General features: G+C 47.6%; 15 protein-coding genes. 9 read left to right on the top strand and 6 right to left on the bottom strand.

Going from position 1 to position 21,748, the window contains the following annotated elements; all coding sequences use genetic code 11:
• Positions 1 to 66 precede the first annotated feature (66 nt).
• On the top strand, positions 67 to 1,617 hold the full coding sequence (locus WG89_RS05920) for an arylsulfatase B (protein ID WP_062262740.1): 1,551 nt from the start codon (positions 67 to 69) through the stop codon (positions 1,615 to 1,617).
• A gap of 11 nt (positions 1,618 to 1,628) precedes the next feature.
• Here the strand turns inward: WG89_RS05920 and WG89_RS05915 are convergent, their stop codons facing one another.
• Together WG89_RS05915 and WG89_RS05910 are read right to left on the bottom strand one after the other, a co-directional pair.
• Positions 1,629 to 2,831, bottom strand: coding sequence for a hypothetical protein (locus WG89_RS05915; RefSeq protein WP_062262737.1), 1,203 nt, complete (start codon positions 2,829 to 2,831; stop codon positions 1,629 to 1,631).
• 126 nt (positions 2,832 to 2,957) lie between these two features.
• The gene (locus tag WG89_RS05910) at positions 2,958 to 3,149 is read right to left on the bottom strand and encodes a hypothetical protein (protein WP_062262734.1); all 192 of its coding nucleotides are present in this window, start codon (positions 3,147 to 3,149) and stop codon (positions 2,958 to 2,960) included.
• A gap of 437 nt (positions 3,150 to 3,586) precedes the next feature.
• Between WG89_RS05910 and tnpA the strand changes: the two genes are divergently transcribed.
• Together tnpA and WG89_RS05900 are read left to right on the top strand one after the other, a co-directional pair.
• The gene (tnpA, locus tag WG89_RS05905; protein WP_062261083.1) at positions 3,587 to 4,057 is read left to right on the top strand and encodes an IS200/IS605 family transposase; all 471 of its coding nucleotides are present in this window, start codon (positions 3,587 to 3,589) and stop codon (positions 4,055 to 4,057) included.
• Between the two features lie 195 nt (positions 4,058 to 4,252).
• Positions 4,253 to 6,946: a hypothetical protein gene (locus WG89_RS05900; RefSeq protein ID WP_062262731.1), complete on the top strand. Its 2,694-nt coding sequence runs from the start codon at positions 4,253 to 4,255 to the stop codon at positions 6,944 to 6,946.
• 53 nt (positions 6,947 to 6,999) lie between these two features.
• On the opposite strand, the gene WG89_RS05895 is transcribed toward WG89_RS05900, so the two are convergent.
• Together WG89_RS05895 and WG89_RS05890 are read right to left on the bottom strand one after the other, a co-directional pair.
• Entirely contained in the window at positions 7,000 to 7,296 is a 297-nt protein-coding gene (locus tag WG89_RS05895; protein ID WP_062262729.1) for an antibiotic biosynthesis monooxygenase family protein, read from the bottom strand.
• A 58-nt stretch (positions 7,297 to 7,354) separates the two neighbouring features.
• Complete coding sequence (locus tag WG89_RS05890; protein ID WP_062262727.1) at positions 7,355 to 8,974, bottom strand: hypothetical protein; 1,620 nt, start codon at positions 8,972 to 8,974, stop codon at positions 7,355 to 7,357.
• Between the two features lie 227 nt (positions 8,975 to 9,201).
• On the opposite strand from WG89_RS05890, the gene WG89_RS05885 reads away from it, so the two are divergent.
• Positions 9,202 to 13,995, top strand: a complete 4,794-nt coding sequence (locus WG89_RS05885; protein WP_062262725.1) for a hypothetical protein — start codon at positions 9,202 to 9,204, stop codon at positions 13,993 to 13,995.
• Positions 13,996 to 14,038: 43 nt separating this feature from the next.
• Here WG89_RS05885 and WG89_RS05880 read toward each other — a convergent pair whose 3' ends face one another.
• On the bottom strand, positions 14,039 to 15,655 hold the full coding sequence (locus WG89_RS05880) for a hypothetical protein (protein WP_062262723.1): 1,617 nt from the start codon (positions 15,653 to 15,655) through the stop codon (positions 14,039 to 14,041).
• A 476-nt stretch (positions 15,656 to 16,131) separates the two neighbouring features.
• On the opposite strand from WG89_RS05880, the gene WG89_RS05875 reads away from it, so the two are divergent.
• From WG89_RS05875 to WG89_RS05860, 4 genes are all read left to right on the top strand, one after another.
• Positions 16,132 to 16,809, top strand: a complete 678-nt coding sequence (locus WG89_RS05875; protein WP_062262721.1) for a nitroreductase — start codon at positions 16,132 to 16,134, stop codon at positions 16,807 to 16,809.
• Between the two features lie 75 nt (positions 16,810 to 16,884).
• The gene (locus WG89_RS05870) at positions 16,885 to 18,012 is read left to right on the top strand and encodes a nitronate monooxygenase (protein WP_062262719.1); all 1,128 of its coding nucleotides are present in this window, start codon (positions 16,885 to 16,887) and stop codon (positions 18,010 to 18,012) included.
• Between the two features lie 94 nt (positions 18,013 to 18,106).
• Entirely contained in the window at positions 18,107 to 19,294 is a 1,188-nt protein-coding gene (locus WG89_RS05865; RefSeq protein WP_062262717.1) for an acyl-CoA dehydrogenase family protein, read from the top strand.
• A gap of 35 nt (positions 19,295 to 19,329) precedes the next feature.
• On the top strand, positions 19,330 to 20,460 hold the full coding sequence (locus WG89_RS05860) for an acyl-CoA dehydrogenase family protein (protein WP_062262714.1): 1,131 nt from the start codon (positions 19,330 to 19,332) through the stop codon (positions 20,458 to 20,460).
• A gap of 162 nt (positions 20,461 to 20,622) precedes the next feature.
• On the opposite strand, the gene WG89_RS05855 is transcribed toward WG89_RS05860, so the two are convergent.
• Positions 20,623 to 21,399: a 2-keto-4-pentenoate hydratase gene (locus WG89_RS05855; protein ID WP_062262711.1), complete on the bottom strand. Its 777-nt coding sequence runs from the start codon at positions 21,397 to 21,399 to the stop codon at positions 20,623 to 20,625.
• 131 nt (positions 21,400 to 21,530) lie between these two features.
• Here WG89_RS05855 and WG89_RS29220 point away from each other — a divergent pair.
• Positions 21,531 to 21,748, top strand: a 218-nt coding sequence (locus WG89_RS29220) for a transposase (RefSeq protein ID WP_172806724.1), incomplete at its 3' end; no start/stop codon positions are given.

The following is a 21,748-nucleotide window of genomic DNA, read 5'->3' as shown; positions in this document are numbered from 1 at the left end:
TCACTCTATTTTCAGGGGTAACTTAATTAGAGTCTGTACTCCATTTTTAAACACATATGCCTCGAAATGAAAATAATAAAACTGGCCATAGCAGGTCTTGCAGCTATAGGGCTGGGAGCAACCAGTGCTCAGGCTGTACCTGCTGATCAGCCACCCAATGTGGTTGTTTTTCTTGCCGACGATCTGGGGTGGGCTGATGTGGGCTACCACGGCTCTGAATACCCTACACCTAATATTGATTCCATTGCTGAAGACGGGGTTCGTCTCAATCGCTTTTATACCAATCCCAAATGTACGCCTACCAGGGCAGCGATGCTGACAGGGCGCGATCCTATTACCATGGGCGTTGAATACTCAACGATTTATCCCTGGGAACAGACAGCGGTACCGATGTCCGAGCACTTCATGTCAGAGTCTTTCCAGGAGAATGGTTATCAGACAGCTATGTTTGGTAAGTGGCACTTGGGGCATTCAATTCCAGTACATACGCCAAACAACCGTGGCTTTGATTACTTCTTTGGTCATCTGAATACCAACGTAAACTTCTTTGAACACACTGTTCAGAGGGGGGTTGATTTGCAGAGAAACGGGAAAACCATCGATGTAACCACCATCGATCCTGCAGTGAATTACGGGCCACATTTGCTGGCCAGTGATGCGGTTCGCTGGTTGAAGGAAGACTGGGAAAAAGACAGCCCGTTCTTTATGTATATCCCTTTCAAGGCGCCTCATACGCCTCTGGAAGCGCCTGAGTCTCTGATCAAGAAGTTTGACTACATCGAAGACAAGAGCCGTCGTACATACGCTGCCATGGTTTATGCTATGGACCAGGGTATGGGTTGGGTAATGGATGAGATTAAGCGACAGGGTGCTGAAAATAACACCATTGTGCTTTTCTACAGTGACAACGGTGGTGTAGAAACTGGTGGTGGCAGCAACTTCCCATTGAAAGGTCAGAAGGGTACCGCGTATGAAGGTGGTATCCGTGTTGTATCGACCATCAAATGGCCAGGAGTACTGCCTGAGAATACCGTCAGCAATCAATATTTGAGTGCCATGGACCTGTTCCCTTCACTGGCTAATGCTACAAATATTGCCATGAAGAATACCAAGCCTCTGGATGGTGAAGACTTCTGGGACAACCTGGTAGAAGGCACTAAAAAGGCTCGTTCAAAGCCTCTGATCAATGGTTCTGAAGACACTATTGGTGGCTTCTTCCACTTTTCTGTGACATTTGCCGGTATGAAGCTGGTTCAACAGGTAGACAGAACGTTTGAGTATCAGACCATTACCAATGAACTCTATAACCTGAATATTGATCCTAATGAGCAAAATAATATTGCTCAGTATTACCCTGTACTGGTTGAGTCGTACAAGACATTGCTAAACGAGTGGCGTGCAAGAAGGCCCTGGGCTGGCGGTACCACCAAAGTGGTTCCTCAGGCGGGCTGGAGAGCGCCACTGGATTGGGCAAAAGAAGTTGAGCTGAGAGGCAGTAATATCAGCCAGGAAGAAGGCGACAATGTCTTTGGGTTCCTGAGTACTAAAGAAAAGCCTGAGGCTCTGAAGCTGATTGATGAGCTTTATGGTGAGCGTGGACGATTGATTTACGAGTAGGCTGGTTAGCTTTAAGTTGTTGACTGGGAGGCTGAAGAGGCTGCGTTTTTAAGCTCGTTTATATAAGTGGCTTTGCGTTGTCGGTCAATTCGGCTTCTCAGTGTAGTTTGAATACTGCGTCTTAATTGTTCGTACTCCTGGCCTTTGAATGAGAAATCACACCTTCGGGACACGCAGGAAGACTCCAGTACGAAAAGGGCAAACTCCTCAAAGTTTTCTTCTGTCAATGCGACACTTAACTTTCCTTCCTGCTTGCGCTCTCTGAGTACCTGCACAATATCGCTTGAGTTGATATCTCTTTGTATTTGGGAAGAGACCTGCTGTTTTGTTTCCAGGGCTCGTTGCTGGTTACTCTGTTCGAGGACAGTTTGTTCCTGCTTTTTTCTCTGGCGGCGAAGCTTTTCCCTTTCTTTGTTCAGCTGGAGTCGCTGCTCTCTGGTTTGCGGTTTTTTACGGCCGATCAAAGCTGGAGGGACAAGAAGTCCTGACACTTCTCCAGCAGATGTCTGTAGAACCGTTCTGACGGGTTTAATTACTCGAAAGGTCATATGAATTGAGTTTGGCTGAGTTTGGATGGTCTGTGTGACAGTTGTTGGTGCTGGAGTTTCAAGGGCTGGCTCTGAAGTATTCGGTGCAGGTGCCAGGTTATGGGTTGGCTGTGTTTCCGTATCCGCCTCAATAGGGCGTGCTTCATGTGGACTCTCTGACATTTCCAACTCAAGAAAAGGTGGGCTGTCCGCAGGTGCCTGAAAGGTATTTTCTGAAATGACTTCAGGTGAGCGTGGTGGGGAAGTTGTAACTTCTTCGAGCTCAGGAATTGGGCTCTCTTCTACTGTTTGCGGTCTGATCAGATGAAGAGGAAACCGAACTATTTGGTGATCATGATGAAAAAGGTGTGAGAGGGATTGGGTACATTCCAGAATGCGGGAAGAGCCAGCTATTTCAGTGACTCCATTAATATGGCGAATCACTCTGGGCTTGTTGACACGGTTTCCTTTTCTTTTGGATTTTCTGCCTTTGCGTCTGGGGAGGTTGGGTTCTGGAGGCGGCGTGCTGGCAGTGTAATTCAGTTTTACTCGCCGACCAGCCAGCCGTAGTGGAGCATTTGAAAAAGAGGTGTGTTCTTCTTGTCGAATACTGAGCCAGCTGACAGAGTCATCTTCCTCTGAATGTGCACTGGAAATGCTGGGTTGTAGAAATGGATGGTTGATCACTGACTGGCTCCCTCAGCAAAACGATATCCCTAATAGATATTGGAGTGCAGAACAGGAAGAAAGTTCCTGAGAAGGCAGCTTCGCCCTGACGGGGTATGAAAGAAGAGAGCAGTTGTATCAAATGAGTTACTTGTCTGGCTCTTCCAGCTTGCCAAATCGAATCTCTATTTTGGAGTCACCTAGTGGTTCGACTACTGTTTTTTCTCCATCCCAGATAGCTATATGAGTTTGTGATTTAGCAATTAACTTCCCATGTAAAATTTTCTTGTTTCCGTCAATCAAGAAAACACAGGAATAGGGCTTTGCCAGTTTGCTCATATCGCAGGCAGTTTTTTCATAGAGCTCTTGGAATAATGCCTTCTGTTTTAGGCTGCTCTCAGATCCAATTTTGTAACCTAAGAATGGTGAAGCTACTAGAAGTATACAGACAAAGATTAAAGCAAAATGTGATGTGACATATGTGGCGATGTATGCAGGTAATAAAAGCCACTTAAAGAAGGCCTTGTTTTTTAAATTATTATATCCTTTTTTGATTGAATCTTCTTTATTTACAAAGTAAATGGCTGAAATTCCGATGATTAAAGAATATCCGAAGATTATTAGAATTGAATGAGTAAGGTATTTAAAGCCGAGAATGTCTGGGAATATGTCAAGGTAGAAGATAAATGCTTGAATCTCTACGGGTCATATTCCCCGCAGCTTGCTGCGTTTCTGCGGCATTAGCCGCAGCATGAACTTGTGACTACATTTTGTGGATGGCTAAAAGTAGGTTCATCCACAAATCCCACAATGTCACTGTTCTTATGTATCACTTGGTCTGTCCAGCAAAGTATCGAAGAGTGGTCTTTAGCGATGAAGTAGACAAGACGTTGAAGGAGGTATGCTTGGCTATCTCAGAGCGTTATGAAATTTACTTCTTAGAAATTGGTGCTGATAAGGATCATGTCCATTTTCTTATACAGTCGGTACCGACCATGAGTCCGAAGTCGATCGCTCAGAAAGTAAAGAGCATCACGGCACGTGAAGTTTTCAAGAAAAACCCTGAAGTTAAGCAAAAGTTATGGGGTGGAGCATTCTGGAGTTCAGGATATTTTATGAATACTGTCGGCCAGCATGGTAATGAAGATGTAATTGCAAATTATGTCAAAAACCAAGGCAATGCGGAGTACAAGCAGCTACACCGGAAGGAAATAAGTCCGAACCAAATCAGTCTGTTTATGGACTGACCACTCAAGTTGCACTGAGGATACCCCGCAGCTTGCTGCGGGGTAGTTCATTATGCCCTTAACAACCCAAAGGCAATTCATCTCAAAAGACAACTGAGCGCCATTAAAAGTCGATGGCCACATATACCGGAAGCTGCTATCTGGTTACCCTTTCCCCCTGAGGTTGAATTATTAGAAGGTCCTGAGCACGTAGGCATGGGATTTGACTGGTCTCATCGGGATTCAACCGAACTGGAAGCACAGTTTCTGGATCCTCACTTTCTTGCATTACCTGAAAACAGGCGAGTCCGGGAGAAGCTGTTCTTTGCTGCTTTGATGGGGCCCCGGGCAGGTTTTCAGCAAATCAGTGGCAATCTTCCAAAAGTGTGGGTGCATTCTCAGGCTTTTCGGTCTGAAGAGGTGACTCGACTGTTGGAGGCTGCAGCGTTCAATGGCGAGGCGGGTGCAAACTATCTGTGTTTCCTTTGCATAAGTGATTCTGACCGGGTTTCCTGCAGGTATCCTCTGGTGTCATCGGCGGTCTATCTGCCATGCGCTAGAAGACAGGCTTTATCTTTGTTTCTGAATAGCCATTCCTGCCAGTTCGACCCCCAGGCTGTGCCCGTGCTCTACCAGAGAGTGGCGGCACATAATGGTGAGCAACTGGAAGTGGATTTTCAGTTGCTCGATCGGACTGAAACAGTATCTGATACTGTCCTTAAACTGGATAGGTTATTGTTGCAATGGGCCGCTGCAGGATCAGATGAAGACAGAAAGTTGGTTTTTCAGGCATTGGCTCAAAGCCAGAGCAGCCCTATGTATTTGCTCTGCCAAAGTGCTTTAGGCATGTCTCTGGATTCAAAGGCGAAAACCAGGTTATTAAAACTTGGAAAAGCCGGAAAAAAAGGCAATGGGGTTATATTAAAGTGCATTGCCGGGCAGATGACGGATGAGCAGGCTTTCAAAGCCATGGCGGCTGAGCATAAAGGTCATCTGCTGCCTGTTACCCAAACCACTGCCCAATTGCAGTACATGAATTATTGCACCAACCCTCTGGCAACAAAATTTTGTTGTGACTTTCCCTCAGCTCAAACTCAATTGACTAATGATTTATTATTGATCTCGGGTGAAAATCTGGATCATGGTAAGGGGTATCTGGCCTATATATTGAGTTGCAGTCCGATGTTGTTCAATCCGGATAAAGCAAGACAGTTTGCCAGTGGCCTGACTAAAAAGAATATTTTATTGGGCGTTCTGGCGTACCAGATTATGGCCAATTGGGACATGAAACACTTCCCTTCCTACATGCTGAATCTGGTCATGAAGAATAACCAGTGCTGGCAGAAAAGCTGGCGGTCAGTATACAAAACAGCCATGCTCGGACAGCTTGCCCAGAACTGTTATAGAGGTAGCCTGCATGCTGGGCTTGAACCCGTTCAAAGAGATTTCTACTCAAAGGCACTGCGACTTCTTCAAAATGCCAAAGGTCAGCAGGTGAAGGCGCAACTGGAATGGCTGAAAGATCATGAGGCTGAAACCGTGTCAGAGGTTGAAACGGGAACAGCACTGATACCCTGGGAGCCTCAACCAGAAGCCTTACCCTATACTCCTCAGTGGTATATGGAGCTGGAACTTGAGTCTAAGAAGTATGAGAAAGACGTGATCGACCTGCGGGAACTCGCACTGAAGCAGCTTTCCGGAAACCTGGAAGGTCTAGACGGGTTGGCAAATCTGCCAGCTATCATCGAGCAGCTTTTAGAGTTGGATAATCCCCTTGGGCACTATTTACGGGTGGTCGACTACTGGGCAAAACATCATAAAATTACTCCGGAAATCCTCTATAACCACTTTTTACCCTCGGCAGTGAGGCTGTTTCCTTCATTTTTACTGGCCCTTGAAATGGGCGACAAAACCAGTGTGTTTTTCATTGAGCGCTTGAGAGGTTTACATAAAGCTGTTCGAACGGAAGACAGTTTTCGTATGATCAGCGAATACTGGACTGTCCATCCCCAGGCTGTGTTCAAAAACTTGCCTTTCTCTGTACTGGAGAATATTGATCGGCTGAATCAGTCACCTGAAGTCATACTTGAAGATGATACGGTTGATGATGATCCTGTGTTACAAGCCTGGGCTATTTTGACGGTGCTTCAGCAAAGGATTGATCAGTCTGGAGAAGATTCCGATTCAGAATCAGAACAACCTGATTCATCAGCGTTGGATGCGTCTGAGTTGCTGCAGAGACTGTTAGAACATATCAGAAAAATGGGAAGCTGGCAGGGCAATGTCTTCCTTGAGCATCTGGACAGATCAAAAAGTGAGACCGATGCTGCGAGTTTCTTTGTTGCCTGTGAGGCCGAAGGATCGTTGGACAACTGCAGGGACAGGATTATTGCTCTGGCTGAAATGCTGACCTTATCGGATCAGCATGCTCAATTGAGGGAGCAAGCTTTAAAAACTCTGCTAGACACGGTGGGAAAATTTACCAGCAGTACCCTGGAGTTTGGTCGTGAACTGGCATGGTTACCTATTGTTCACAACCGATACCCCTTGCTGTTTATGATAGGCGAAGAGTTGGTCAGACGTAATTGGTTTGCTGCGGCGTCAGAGCTTTATCAAGGAGCCAATGGCTGGTATTGGGATCAGGAGAGCGAGGAATACGGGATTATGTTATTGAACCATATCTCCGTGCTGATTCTGGATCACAAAAATCAGGGGGATCAGCTGATGCAGGCCATTGAAAGATACTGTGGATATTTAATCCGCAGAACAGTCAGCTCACTGAACACCAGGGAAGAAGTTCTGCAAAAAATGGAAGGTATGGTCTTGCTGTACAGACAGCAATTACCTGAAGAAATATCCTCTGTTCTGGTTGAGAGAATCGGAGAATATGCCAGAGAATTGATGAGATAAATACGATCAGGTTATAAGGCAGCCCAGCTAAGGGAACTGCCTTTTTCAAAGGGTCAGGAACGGATCACAGTCTGATAATGCTCCACTTCCGGAAAGGGCTCATAAAAGTGGTGCAGCAAGGCTTTCCATTCCTGGTATTCCTCAGAGCCACGAAAGCCTTCGGTATGATCTTCCAGAGTTTCCCAGTTCACTAACAGCAAATAGCGGTTGTCTTTTTCCAGACACTTTTGTAGCTGATGGGAGACATAACCTTTCATACTGGCAATGATGGTTTGAGCCTTCTCAAAAGCTTGTTCAAAGTCAGTTTCCAGGTCGGGCTTAACATCTAATACAGCCACTTCAAGAATCATGCAATCAACTTCCTGTGATGAGTCAGGAACCCAAAGGCTCCTGACTGGTTTGAATGATTTAGCCCTGAGGGTTCAGGCGAACCCGGCCCCAGGTGCTGTCATAAGTCAGACGACCTTCGGGATCGATAGCGATAGGGGCAAAGTTAGTATTGTATTTGTTAGGGCCAAGAATCCAGTGGAATTTCTCCTTGCCGGTTTCCCAGTCAATGGCTTCCATGGTCCATTCACCATCACGCGCTCCACCTGTGTAGAGAACATTATTTTGGGCGGAGATGATAGGGACGGCATTGGGTGAGCTGACATTAACGTTAACCCAGGCTTCTTCCAGAGTTCGGGTTTGAGGTTTCCACTCAAACTTCTGGATGCCCAGTGGGCGGTATTCATCTTCATTGGCCAGCAGTCCGGCAAAGACCGGTGCGAACATATTCGGTAAATAGAAAGGCAGGGTAGGGGGCTCATTATTTACAATGACTGCACCGTAACCATAAACAGCTACCGATTGCTCAGACTGAACTTCCTTCAGGTCAGGATTACCCATATTGGCAGCAATTTTACCGGCTACACGACGATCTTCTCCTGGTAAACCTTTCCAGTCTTTGGGAATCGCTTCTCGCCAGAAAAGCGTCAGATTCATCAGGTCATCACCGTCGGTAATGGCTACCAGCTTGTCTTCGTCACCAAAGCCCATGAGGGAAGGTGTAGAGCCTGTGCCCCGGCCTTTAGTATTTGAGTAAGGTGCAGACCAGGCTCCGTCCTGGGGCGACTTAGACCAGCCTTTTCCCGTCCATTTAATGGCATGCATATGCTCGGTACTGGCAACGTACATCATGCCTTTTTCGTCCATGGCGAAAGAGTTTCTTACCCAGCCGTTGAGTGGATCGTCTTTATTCTGGGATTGTTCCGGAGCGAAATTCAGTTTGGCCTGATACTGCTCTTTAAAGTCACGACTCATGGCGACCACCCAGCCATCATCAGTGACTGCAATCAGGTAACCATCGTAGGACATATTAATTCCAGTCACCCTGCCGGTCACAGGTGCGGCAATCTTGTAATCGTACTTTTGCTCAATGGCGGATGACGGGTCACCCTCTACCTTGTCACCCTCTACCTTGTCACCATAAACGACAATGTTTCCATCGTCTCTGCCGAGATAGAAGCGGTTATCTTTATCAATCAGTGGGTAAAGGGAGCCGGCCTCGGCAAAGCGATACATTTCCTGAATAGCATTGATGATACGCAGGGGTTCAAAACCGGAGGATACTTTTCTCTCCCGCTCTTCTGCCCATTCGCTGTCCCACCCTTCGTCTTCCCGTGTCATAAAGGAGTCGATCATTTCAAAGGAATCATAATCCTGTTTGACCACTCGATCCGCACCGGCAGACCAGAGTACCCTGCGTCCATCAGAGTATTGTCCTGACAGGGTAACGATCAACTGGTTGGGGCCAATGTACTGGTATTGAATCTCTTTGTTGTCCAGTCGACGTGACTGGCTGACAGGCCCTTTAAGGTCAACGGCACCCTGCTGAGCACTGGTCACGTGAGTGATTGGATAGGGGGAGTCAGCCAGGTAAGCATTGGCTGGCGGCATGTTGGGTTGGGCAAAGGCAATGGCCGAGGCCAGAACAGAGGGGATTCCACAAGCCAGAGCGAAGCCTGGCAGAGACAGCTTCCGTATCATCTTGAATTCTCATTTATTGTTATTACAGACGACAATAAAAGTACTATCGTGAGTTGATTATACGTCAATGAATGACTATCAAGCATTGATTTTAAGTCAAGCGAATTAAAATTTACAAGATCCTTTCATGCATAATTTTTTGTCGAAATGGATATCTGCGCTGAAGATCCGTACAAAAGAATAATTTTTTAAAAAATATTTATACGCATTCATTTCCTGACGCTAATATGAACTGGGCTTTTAATTCGCATCCTGAAAACCGCAGTCTTGGTGTGTCTATGCTCAAGTGTGTCAGAAAGGCTTCTGTTCAACTGGTATTATTGCTCTTCCTGGGGGGAGGGGTACAAGGAGAGGTATGGGCTGGAATTGAAATTCTCAGGACTATAGACGATCTTGAGTTTTCTGGCTTGGCCAAGAAATCAGGAGCGGTACATGTTTTATCGGGCACTTCTTATAATTTATTGATTAATGGCCAGTGGTCTCTTAATGAGCAAGGCTTTGAAATAGCCATTTCTGAGCAGGAGGTTTTTCAAATACCTCAAGGTTCTCCTGCTTTTTCCTTTATGGAGATGAATTTTCAAACTCATATCCAGAATCAGCATATACAGGCACAGTCAGGTTTCCATTTACAGCAGCAGCCTTTTTATTTTCCCCAAGTCATGGGTCAGATACCCCCAATATCGTCTCATATGGTGGGATCTCCCGGTTATACAGGGGCAGGCTTTATTCCTCCTCACATGTTTCCACCTCCAGGACCGCATCAGATGCCTGCCCATCCTGGAGGCATTGTATTTGTGCCTGTTACCAGTCCGCAATTGGTTTTCAATCCGCAGTTCAATCCGCAGTTCAATCCGGAGTTCAGTCCGGAGTTCAATCCGGAGTTCAATCAAGTTCAGCCCGTAATAATTGATGAAATTGAGAGTGACGAAGAGAATGAGGGTAACAACGAAAATAAAAGCTCTTCTGATAATGAGGATTATCAAAAGAATGATCTTGGCGCAGGGGCTCAGCCTGATGATAGCAATCTGACAGTTGCAGGCGAAAACAAAAAAGATGAATCAGACAAAGATGAAAACTCTGAGCCTTCAATAGAATTGACAGTTAATCATTCACCGTCAAATGATGATCACCCTGTTGAGGAACCGCCTTTGATGGTGGCGGGCAATAACAGCCCTTATTCTCGATCGAGTGATGACAAAACTGACAATAAACCTCAGTCTGAGGATGAAGAGGAACTTGATGATCAGCATTCTTTAAATTCAGCTACTCCCCCGCCCACACCCCCGCCCACTCCAGTAGAAGAGCCAGTGAACGACTCCCCTCCTAGTCATAATGAGGATAAGGATGAGCCTGACTATTTGACTTCTTCATCCTCGCAGCCAGATAAAGATGGGAAAAATCAGGAAAAGGTTGAGGTAAAGCCGAGTGGTCCGCAGAGTAAGAAGAAAAAAAGAGATAAGAGAAGCGCTAATCCACATCAAAGGCAGGGCAATAAGGGGGGGCAAAGTCTCAGAAATCAAAGTAAAAAAAAGAATCAGAATAAGCCAAACGAAGTCAGCGAAATAGAAACACCTGGCTCTGAAAGCGTAGTAGCTGGCCTGAGTGTTGGTATGACAGCAAAATGCTGTGATCGCAATGGACAGGGGAAAGCACCCGGTTGGTTCAGAAAAAACGTGTCTAAGCTCAGTGATTTTTTTGTGGAGCAAGTCAAAAAATTAGGCCGGTTTTTGTCAAGAAAACCAAAAAAATCAGCTACAAAGCCTGTCATTTTGCTTAAAAAGAAGGCCGCTTCGATCCGCTCTTCAGGGCGTATATCATCAACCCCTCTTCGTTCAGTAGTGAAAGTGGTGGTCGGAGGTGTGCTCTTTGCCACAGGTATTGGTATTACCCTCTGGTATTGGAGAGCAATGGATCACTCTGAAGCCAAAGCAATGGATCACTCTGACAGTATTAAGGACGAGCCTGCCGACGAGTTGGCTTCTGTCGATGTGCAGTGTAAAGGAGACAACGTCAGTCGAGATTATTCAATGGCTTGTGAGTCACTCCTGGGAGGAGATCAACATCGTGCCGCTCAGCTGATTATGCAGTCAGCGAAGGTCATGACCAAAGATCAGCCTCATCCGGTATTTTCTATCTTTCATCAATCAGGTCCCTTGCAGAATATCTACAGGAAAACACTGCCCGATAAGCTGGAAGGGTTGGTGTATGGCGAGGTGGGATATCTTGATTGGCCAGGCTTGAAGGTGAAGCATCAGCCTTACTTCAGAATGGCAGAAGGGGTTGTCAGAGAAATGCTTGAGAGCCTGTCTGTGAAACTGACCAGGCGTTTCAGTGATGAGCAGTTGGAGCTGGCTTCCATGGGGGGGCTTGATGTATTGAGTCAGGCGATTCTCTGGTGCGGCTTTCCCTTGGGGAAACCGGCTAAAAAAGTCCATGGCAATTGTTTTGATTGGCTTATAGAGCAAGTTTCAGAGAGCTCGGACTGGTACCAGCACGATATGCACCGTGTTTATTATCTGCAACAGTTGAGCAGGGTTACTCCCCCTGAAGATGTCAGCTATCTTGGCTTTTCACCTCTTTACCATCTGGATCAGGCAGGGCTTTCCGGATTTTTGGAATACGAGAACAGAAAACTGAAAGCTGCCAGTAAAGAGTTAATTGTTATGAACTCACCCATTCTCCAGAGACCTGCTAACCCTGAAGGGCTTGTCCCCGACCATGTGGAGGAGCCATACGATTTGTTTGTTTCTGAAGGTCACGAGCGTTGGCATAAGGTGTTATCAAGTGTAATCAGTGGGCAGCCTGTTAAATTTATTCCCGGAAGAGTTTATGGGTTATCAGACCAAGGTGGTGTATCACCGAAACGTTTGTTGGTTTCGAATGGTCAGCAGTTGATAGAGTGGGATGAGCAGAAGGGTAATGCTAAAGCACACACTCAATTGGAAAGGCCCCGGCCTGCTAAAAAAAGGTTGTTTAACAGGCAAAGTGGCTTGAGTCCTGTGGTCAGCATTGAGCAGCAAAACTGGCATTTTATGACCGAATACCCAAGGATATCAGGCGTTTCTTTCCTGGGTTTATATCATCTTGTTTACTGGGTTGTGTTCTCTCAAGGGGGGAGTGCCGTCTCTCAGGCTGTTACAGGTTCCATTGTTTCTTTCATGGCACTTTTACAGTGGCAAATACTCAGTAACTATTATGCCCAGGCCCCTGATGATCGGACATTGGTTCGTTATCAGAAACTTTCAGACCTGTTTGTTTATTTTCAGAAGAACAGGGATTTGAACAAATTGAATATGCTTCTGGCTCTGTCTATGAATCCGAGCTTGCCTCTGGGCATGATGGAATACCGGGAAAAGGATGGTGTGGTTAGTGCAAAGGACTATTTGCCTTTTGCTGAGTTTGACCTGAAAAAGAAGGTAAAAGCCTTCAATCACAGCTTTATTTCCTGCCAGAAACACTTCAAAGGTTGCAGTGCTGATTATCAGGAACACGTTGAATTTATTCGTTTCCATATGGCCGTTTGCGGTGAAGGACTGGTTAATGGTTGTGAGGGGATGTGGGAAGATTTACCGTCTAGAAGGGCATGGTTGGGGCTGGTTCATTCAGTAGACTGGCAGGATAAGGCTATGTCGCTGATGCCTGATCCCGGACGTGGAGGTTTTACCATTACCCCTTCTTTTGAAGCTCAGCCGGGAGGGTATCGATTTGCTGTGGCTTATCATGCTCTGGCCAGTATCTGGATTGGCCAGAACCAGTTGTTTGAAGTGGATGGGCGCTTTCGTTGCCAGCCTTCCTCTCTTCAGAAAGGTATGAACTCTGACGAAGCCGTTCAGTGTCGTGTAGTCGGTAATAAGACCTATCTGGATTTTAAAGGGAGTGCTCATTTGCTGCTCCTGCCTGAATTTGATCAGAAGTGGGAGCGAGTCCACTGGCTTTCGTTTATGAATGGTAACCTGCTTGATCCTGTTTGGAAGCGGCAGGCCCAGTGGCAGGTGGAGCATGTTCAAGGCCTGTCAGGATCGTTGGACAGTCCAGAGCTGGTGGCCAATCTGACACAAAGTGTAATACCTTTGAGGCAGCCTCAGGATGCTGAAGGCACCTCTAATGCATTTTCTTCAGGTTCAGTGTTCCTGATGGATGATAAAGGTCATTATGTGGGTTCTGATTTGGATTTCTGTAATCGGTTTGAATTCGAAAACCTGCGTCTGGCTTGTATTGCCTATCCTCTGGATCTTACTTTAAGGAAGTACTTTTTACAGTTAGACAACTATGCAGAAAACAAGCAGTGGGTGGCGTTTTTCAATCAGCAGAGAGAAGCGACAGATAAGGCCGAAAGCTTGCTGAGTGTAGTCGATATACGACATTTCAACACACTCTCGGTAGAGCGTCTGCTTTGGCATATAGAGTTCCTGAAAGATGATCCGGAATTGGGTACGCAAGCCAATGTGGACGCAATTATGGCTTATGCAGGTGTGATTGCAGAAGATAATCCTGAGGTCGCAATGGGGACTTACAGAAAGTTGTATAAAGTCATGATGGAGGGGAATGTTGCTGAGAGGTTCAAGGAAAACCAGTCTGCCCGTTGTTATATGAAAAGACTGTCTGAAGGGAAATGGTGTTCACAGGAAGATGCTTGTCTCACTGAGTTGCCCAGCTGGATTCTGAAGGGGGCCTCTTTGAGTCTGGATTCGGAAGTTAAGCTGGTGCGTAAGGATAAGCTCTACAGAGCAGCGAGCAAGCGATATAACGATCACTTTTCCAGAGTTCGTCTGGATAGAGTTATTAAAAACGTTGGTGTAGATGCGGTCAAATCTGCAGATAGTGAGTTTTTAATGTCTGATGTTCCTGTCAAAAAAGTGGAAGGGGTGTCTGATGCTTTCGATGTGTCGGTGGAGGGTGTCCCTCTGTTAATTAAGGATAAAGATAAGGATGTGATCGAGGCGATGTTTATATTACAGGAAGGGCATCTCTATCAGGGGGCTTGTGACAGCCTGTCCATGACTCTTCAGAAAGAACACTGAATATCAGCATTCAGGCCTGAGTGGCCTGAATGCTGTTCAGGGCTCAGGGGGCTGGATTCAAGCGAACCCGACCCCATGTAGTCCCATAAGTAATCCGTCCTTGGGGATCAATGGCCAGGGGGGCAAAGTTGGTGTTGTACTTGTTATCACCCAGAATCCAGTGGAATTTTTCCGTGCCGGTGTTCCAGTCCAGAGCTTCCAGTGTCCACTCTCCATCACGCACACCGCCGGTGTAAATCATGTCGTTGTAAGCGGCAATGACCGGAACCGAGTTCGGGGAACTGATATTGTTATTCACCCATTGCTGGTTGAGGGTTCGGGTTTGTGTATCCCAGACAAACTTTTGAATGCCGTGAGGCTTATAATCTTCTTCATTGCCCAGTAAGCCAACAAACACAGGAGCGAAAATATCAGGAGCATAAAAAGGCAGGCTGGGTGGCTGGTTGTTGACGATCACCGCACCATAACCGTAAACCGCCACAGACTGTTCGGATTGCACCTTTTTCAGATCTTCACGGGCCATATTGGCGGCAATTTTACCCGCAACACGACGATCTTCTCCGGGGAGTCCTTTCCAGTCTTCAGGAATGGCTTCGCGCCAGAAGAGTGTCAGGTTCATCAATTCATCACCGTCTGTGATGACCACCAGTTTGTCATCCTGACCAAAGCCCATCAGTGAAGGTGTGGAACCTGAACCAAAGCCTTTAGTGTTGGAGTAGGGGGCTATCCAGGCACCATCTTTGGCGTCCTGAGACCAGCCTTTACCCGTCCATTTCACACCATGAAGAAAGTCACGACTGACCACATAAGTCATGCCATTAGGGTCCATGGCAAAAGAATTACGAACCCAGCCACTAAGAGGATCTTCCTTGTTGTAGGATTCTTGCGGAGCGCCTTCCAGCTTAATCTGATACTGCTCCTTGAAATCCCGACTCATGGCTACCATCCACCCGTCGTCTGTTACGGCTGTGATATAGCCGTCATAACTGATGTTGAAACCATTAACCTTACCAGTAACCGGGGCTTTGATCTGGTAGCGGTGTTTTAGTGAAATAGTGGATGATGGGTCATCAGGCTTGCTGTCACCATAAACCTGAATAGTGCCGTCAGTACTGCCCAGGTAAAAGTTGTTATCAGCATCCATCATGGGATAGATACCGCCAGCTTCAGCAAACCGCAGCATTTCCTGCAGGGCGTTATAAATCCTTAGCGGCTCCCACCCTGAGGCAACTTTTTCCATTCTCTCTTCGGACCAGGCTTCATCCCAGCCTTCATCTTCACGGAGCATGACGGTATCAATGACTTCAAAGGTGTCATAATCCTGCTTGATCAACCGATCAGACCCTGAAGACCAGATTACCCTTTTACCATTGTCGTATTGTCCGGAAATGCTGAAGATAAGGTGGCTTGGGCCGGTGTAGATGTATTCTTTTTCTTTGTCAGTTAAACGACGATTCTTGTCTTCTGGGCCCTGAACAGCGATGGCACCTTGCTGGGCGCTGGTTACATGGGTAATGGGGTATGTGGAGTCGGCAAGATAAGGGTTTTCAGGGGGAAGGTTGTTAGCATTTGCCGCGGAAACAGAGAGGGCTATGGCAGAAAGAAACGTAGCAGTCTTCTGAGCAGAGGGGATGAATCCTGCTGATAAATTCCATGTCATTTTTATTATTCTCATTCGATCCATTGGACGCATTGCATTTTCACAAAACTGTTTTCTTTGCCCATGGCTGCTAATAAAGCTCATGGCCGTTTGGAAAATGCTGCCATTTCTGGAATACAGCGCTTGTTATAATTTTTGTCGAAGCTGTCATTCCGACTCATGGCTGTTTGAGAGTAAACAGCGTTAAGATGAGTGACTTAACTATACCGTTAAAGTCAGAATTGTAAACCTTCAAAAAAGCCCGCCACTGTCGAGGTTTTGGCCTTTGGGCATCGTCTGTTTGAACGATGATACCCTTGTTGATTCAGACGAAGGTATGTACGGTAAAGCACGTGTTTTAAATGCGTCAAAAGCCTTGAATAAAAAGCCAATAGCCATGGTGTCCGAAGCAGCTTTCAGTAACTCGGTGAAATCTGTGGCAGAGAACAAACAGAGGCAAAAGGTGTACGTTGATCAGCAATGGCACCTCAAACACTATGAGCACCGATCACAGTACTGTTTTTCAACAGATCCTGGATAACCGTCGATCCGTACGGGCCTTCACAGAGCAGCGCGCTGAGTCTGAGCTGTTGCAGCAGATTTTTTCCGAAGCCGCACGAGCCCCTTCCAATTGTAATACCCAACCCTGGCATATAGCGGTAGTCAGTGGTGACAGCTGTCGTGCATTGGGAAAAAAATTGCAGGACGCTCTGAATCAGGGGTTATACCAGATGGATTTTCCTTATCTGGGCAGCTACGAAGGTATCTATAAAGAGCGTCAATATGGCGCTGCCAGTGATCTTTACTCAGCCATGGGCATAGCCAGGGAAGACAAGGCCGCAAGGCACGAAGCCTTTATGCGCAACTTTGATTTTTTTGGAGCTCCCCATGCTGCCTTTCTGTTTTTGCCAGAGCAGTTTGGTATTCGTGAAGCAGCGGATCTGGGTATGTACGCCCAGACATTGATGCTCAGTCTGAGTGCCCATGGGCTGGCCAGTTGTCCACAGACTGCCCTCAGCTTTGCCTGTGACACGGTCAGAGAAGAGCTGGATGTGGAGGCTGGTATGAAGCTGATGTTTGGAATCTCATTTGGCTATGAAGATAAGGAACATCCTGCCAACTCGTGCAGGGTTGGCCGGGCTGAACTGGATCAAAACGTCCAGTTTATCGACTAGTAGAGCTGTTTGTTCTGCTTAATCGGTGTTAAGTGCTGTCACCATAGAACAATAACAAGATAAGGGACTGGTATTATGCAAACCGAAATTTGTAAAAAGCTGGGGATAGAAACCCCCATATTTGCATTTACACACTGCCGTGACGTAGTGGTTGCTGTCAGTAAGGCAGGTGGTCTGGGCGTACTGGGTGCTGTTGGTTTCTCTCCAGAGAAACTGAAAGAAGAGCTTGACTGGATTGATGCTCACATTGGTGATCTGCCGTACGGTGTGGATGTTGTAATCCCCCAGAAATACGAAGGCATGGGTGAGATGGACTCTGAGAAGCTGGAGAGCATGCTTTCAGCCATGGTGCCTCAGGAGCATCACGACTTTGCCGCCAAACTGCTGTCTGAACACGGTGTTCCAGAATGGCCAGATAAAGACGACGAAATGGGTCTTCTGGGCTGGAACGAAGCCATTGCTTCCCAGTTGATTGATGTGGCACTAGAGCGTCCAAACTGTCGCCTGATTGCCAATGCCCTGGGTACTCCTCCTGCAGATATTATCAAGCGGGTACAGGATACGGGTCGATTGATTGGTGCTCTGTGTGGTCGTGTTAAGCAGGCGGTTCAGCATAAAGAAGCCGGTCTCGACTTTATTATTGCCCAGGGTGGCGAAGGGGGTGGTCACACCGGTGATGTGGGTTCCATCGTTCTCTGGCCCCAGATTATTGACGCTGTAGGCGACACACCTGTACTGGCTGCTGGTGGTATTGGTGATGGCCGTCAGATGGCTGCCGCCATGTGCCTGGGGGCTCAAGGTGTCTGGACCGGTTCCCTGTGGCTGACCGTTGAAGAAGCCGAAGCTGAGCCTGCACAGAAAGAGTCTTACCTGAGCGCTACTTCAGAAGATACCGTTCGCTCTCGCAGCTGGACAGGTAAGCCCTGCCGGATGCTGAAGAATGAGTGGACCGAGGCCTGGGCCAGTGAAGATACTCCTGATCCTCTGGGTATGCCGCTGCAGGGTCTGGTAACAGCTGACGGTATTCGTCGTACACACCATTATGCTGCCAAGGGTGAGTGCCAGAAAGTGGCGTTCAACCCGGTCGGACAGGTAGTTGGCCAGATCAATAACGTTGAATCCAGTCGTCGGGTTGTTGAGCGTCTCTTGTTCGAATACGCCGACAGTATCACTCACGTCAATGAGCTTCTGGAAGAAGCTTAATTCTGACTGAGTTATCAATCTGAGTTGAGGGGGCGCATGGACAGTCAATGTCTCTGCGCCCTTTTCGACGGGCGAAAGGAATTCAGGTGCTGCAATGAAAATAGAATTTACCCCTGAACAGGACGCACTTCGTCAGGAGTTGCGAGCCTATTTTAGTGAATTAATGACCCCTGAGCTGACAGCTGAAGTCTCCAAGGCTGTCGGCGAAGGGGGTGGCCCCTTGTTTTGGGAGGCCATGGACAAGCTGGGCAAAGATGGCTGGATTGGTGTCGGCTGGCCAGAAGAGATGGGCGGTCGCGGTCTGAGTGAGATGGAACAGTTCATCTTTGTCGAAGAAGTGATGAGGGCGGGCTTTCCTTTCCCTTTCCTGACGACTGAATCGGTCGGACCCATTCTGGCCAAATACGCCACAGCAAGAATGAAAGAAGAGCTGGTTTCGAAAATCCTCGGCGGCAAGATGATGCTGGGGATCGGCTATTCGGAGCCGGGTGCCGGAACCGACTTGATGTCTCTCAAGACTACAGCGAAAAAAGACGGCGATGAGTGGGTGATCAATGGTCAGAAAATGTGGACCTCACTGGCGCATCATGCTGACTACATCTGGCTGGCGGCCCGAACCAACTTTGATCCGGAAGTGAAAAGTCATTCGGCTATTTCCATCTTTTTGGTACCCACCGACGCTGAAGGTTACAGCTGTTCACCCGTTCATACTCTGGGTGATGTTCGTACCAATGCTACTTATTACGACAATGTGCGTGTACCTGCTGATCACCTGGTGGGTGATGAAGGTATGGGCATGCTGATGATTTTTGAGCAGCTCAACCGTGAGCGACTTTCTCTGGTTAATGTGGGCTCCTTCCTGAAGCTGTTCAATGACGTGACTCAGTGGGCCAGCGACACTGAGATGCCCGGTGGTAAAACAGTGATTGACCAGCCCTGGGTTCAGATCAACCTGGCTAAATGTCGTGCTGGTCTGGAAGCCCTGAAATTGATCTGTTATCGACAGGCCTCTGAAATGACCCGGGGGAATTTGGCCATGGAAGATGCCTCCGCTGCCAAGGTGTACGGTACCGAGTTCTTTGTTGAGCTTTATCGAAATCTGGCGGAAGTGTTGGGTGTCAGCAGTACTCTGCACAGGGATTCGAAAGGGTCTGTATTAAATGGTCGTCTGGAAGAGCTGTATCGGACCGCTTCGATCATTACCTTTGGTGGTGGTACCAATGAAGTTCAGCGTGACCTGATTGCCCGGGGCGGTCTGGGCATGCCCAGAGCTAAACGATAAGCCGCCCGGAGCCAGGATAGAAGGAAGCAATCACTATGGATTTTTCATTTAACGACACCCAGAAAGAAGTTCAGAATTTGGCTAACCAGATTCTTACTGACCTTTCGACTACCGAGCGTCTGAATGTTATAGATCAGCAGGAAGATCGTTTTGACGAAAAGCTCTGGGCTCAGCTGGCCGAGTCGGGTCTCTTGGGTACCTCCATCTCAGAAGAGAATGGTGGGATGGGGTTTGGTTTCACCGAACTCAGCCTTTTTATTGAAGAGGTTGGTAGAACCGTTGCCGCTGCACCGGTCATTCCCGTACTGGTCAGTGCTGCTCTGCCGATTCAGAAGTTTGGTACCCCTGAACAGCAAAAGCGTTTACTGCCTGGGGTGGTTTCCGGAGAAAAGTTGATTACTGCAGGTCTTTTAGAAGCTCTCGCCGAGTGCCCTTCTGCTCCTGCTACTGTGGCGGAATCTGCTGGTAAAGGTTTTAAACTGACAGGCTGCAAGATCGCAGTGCCTTTTGCTTATAAAGCCGAGCGTATTCTGGTGACAGCAAAAGTAGGGGATGAAGTGGGCGTTTTCCTGCTGGACCCTCAGGCTGATGGTGTTGAGTTGAACCGGGAAGTTTCTACAACCCGCGAGCCCTGGTATGAGGTGGTTCTAACTGGGGCACTTGTTGCAGAAGAAGATGTGCTGATGACTGGGTCTGAAGGTCAGGCTGCAGCGCTTTGGGTTGCCGAGCGAACAATGGCTGCCAGCTGTGCGATGCAGGTAGGTGTGGCAGATCAGTCCACGAAAATTACAGCAGGTTATACCTGTGAGAGGGTTCAGTTTGGAGTGCCTGTAGGCTCTTTCCAGGCGGTGCAACATCGGGCGGCAGATTGCTTTATTGATGTGACCTGCCTGAAGCTGACTACCTATCAGGCCGTGTCTCTGCTGGATTCTGAAAAAGAAGCGACTAACGAAGTCCTCATGGCCAAAATCTGGGCCGGAGATACCGGGCACCGCGTCAGTTATGCATCCCAGCATCTGCATGGTGGTACTGGCATCGACAAGGATTATCACCTGTGGCGCTATTGCCTTTGGGCCAGACAACTGGAGATGACGTTGGGGTCATCGGCCGCACTGCTGGCTGCCCTGGGGGGTAGAATTGCTGAAGGTAGAGCTTTTGCTGAGTAAAGATTTGTCTCTTGATAATTTCCCGATTTACTCGGATGCCGTTTGCCCTGAGCTTGTCGAAGGGTGGTGGTAATGGGCTTCGACAAGCTCAGCCCGAACGGGTTTTGAGAGTTTCAGACAACTCCTAAGTCAGATAGCCCCTGAGTAACTCAGGGGCTGTTTTTAACGGGTAAGAGTGAACTCCAGCTTCCCTAAATTGGCAAAGTCCGCCGTGTATTCGCAAGGCTTACCGGGCAACAATTTAACAAGGTTTCCCGTCATCAGAACATGTCCTTCTTCAAGTGGATAGCCCAGTTTAAACTGCTGATTAACCATCCACAGTAGCGCTTCCCATTGACCTTCCATGGTATTGCCCGATTGAGTCTGACTCAGAGTCTGGTCATTGCAGCTCAGAGATAAGTTCATAGAGTCGAGGTTATCCGGAATAGTTTGCCATTGCCCAATATGGAAGGCTCTATTGGCAACATTATTGGCGATGACATCAACCCCTCTGGGCTTTCCGGTAAATCCAAGGTCCGGCAGTTCAATAGCGGGAGCTACTTCCGAGATATAGGAGCGAAGTTCTTCCACATCATAGACGGCTCGGGTTATGTCCTTATCCAGCCGAAAAGCCAGCTCCTGCTCAATCATTAACTTTTTGCCCTGGCTTACAGAGTAGTCACTATCAGCCTGCCAAAGAGCATCGGAGAGCAAAGCGCCTGTTACGGGTTCATTAAGACCAAAGGCTTGCTGGCCTTTCTTATGGGTTAAACCCGCCTTGTAACCAACAATTCGCTGCCCCTCATGCAATTGCAGGTCTACTGTCTTCTGTTGTATCCGGTAGGCTTCTTTAACATTAAGGTCAGGACAATTCTCTTCCAATACCGGAGCGGCCTTTTGATGACGCTTGGCATTAATGACCTGGGCGGTGGCCTTGTCCAGCTGGTCTGCTTTTTCCATCAGAAGAATCAGCTGTATGCTGAAAGCAGCAAAAAGTGCAAAAAATAAAGGCTCTTAATGGATTCTGGGGAGCTGGTTGAGGACGAGTTATTTGACTATGAATAGAAGACGTTTTCTTGTACAAAAGTGTCATGAAACTTTATGACCTCCTCGACAACGCCAAGTGCTTTGAACAGATACGCCAGATTCGCTGGCCTGACGGGGTGAAATGCCCTCACTGTGCCAGCTCAGACATAACCCGCCAAGGCAAGGACGATTCACAGCCTGACAGACAGAGATATTCTTGTAAAGAATGTCAGCGTCGTTTTGATGACCTGACACTTTCTGTTTTTTCAGGACACCATAAGCC

It is taken from the genome of Endozoicomonas arenosclerae (assembly GCF_001562015.1).
GTDB lineage: Bacteria > Pseudomonadota > Gammaproteobacteria > Pseudomonadales > Endozoicomonadaceae > Endozoicomonas_A > Endozoicomonas_A arenosclerae.
This window is presented reverse-complemented; position numbering and strand designations above follow the sequence as displayed.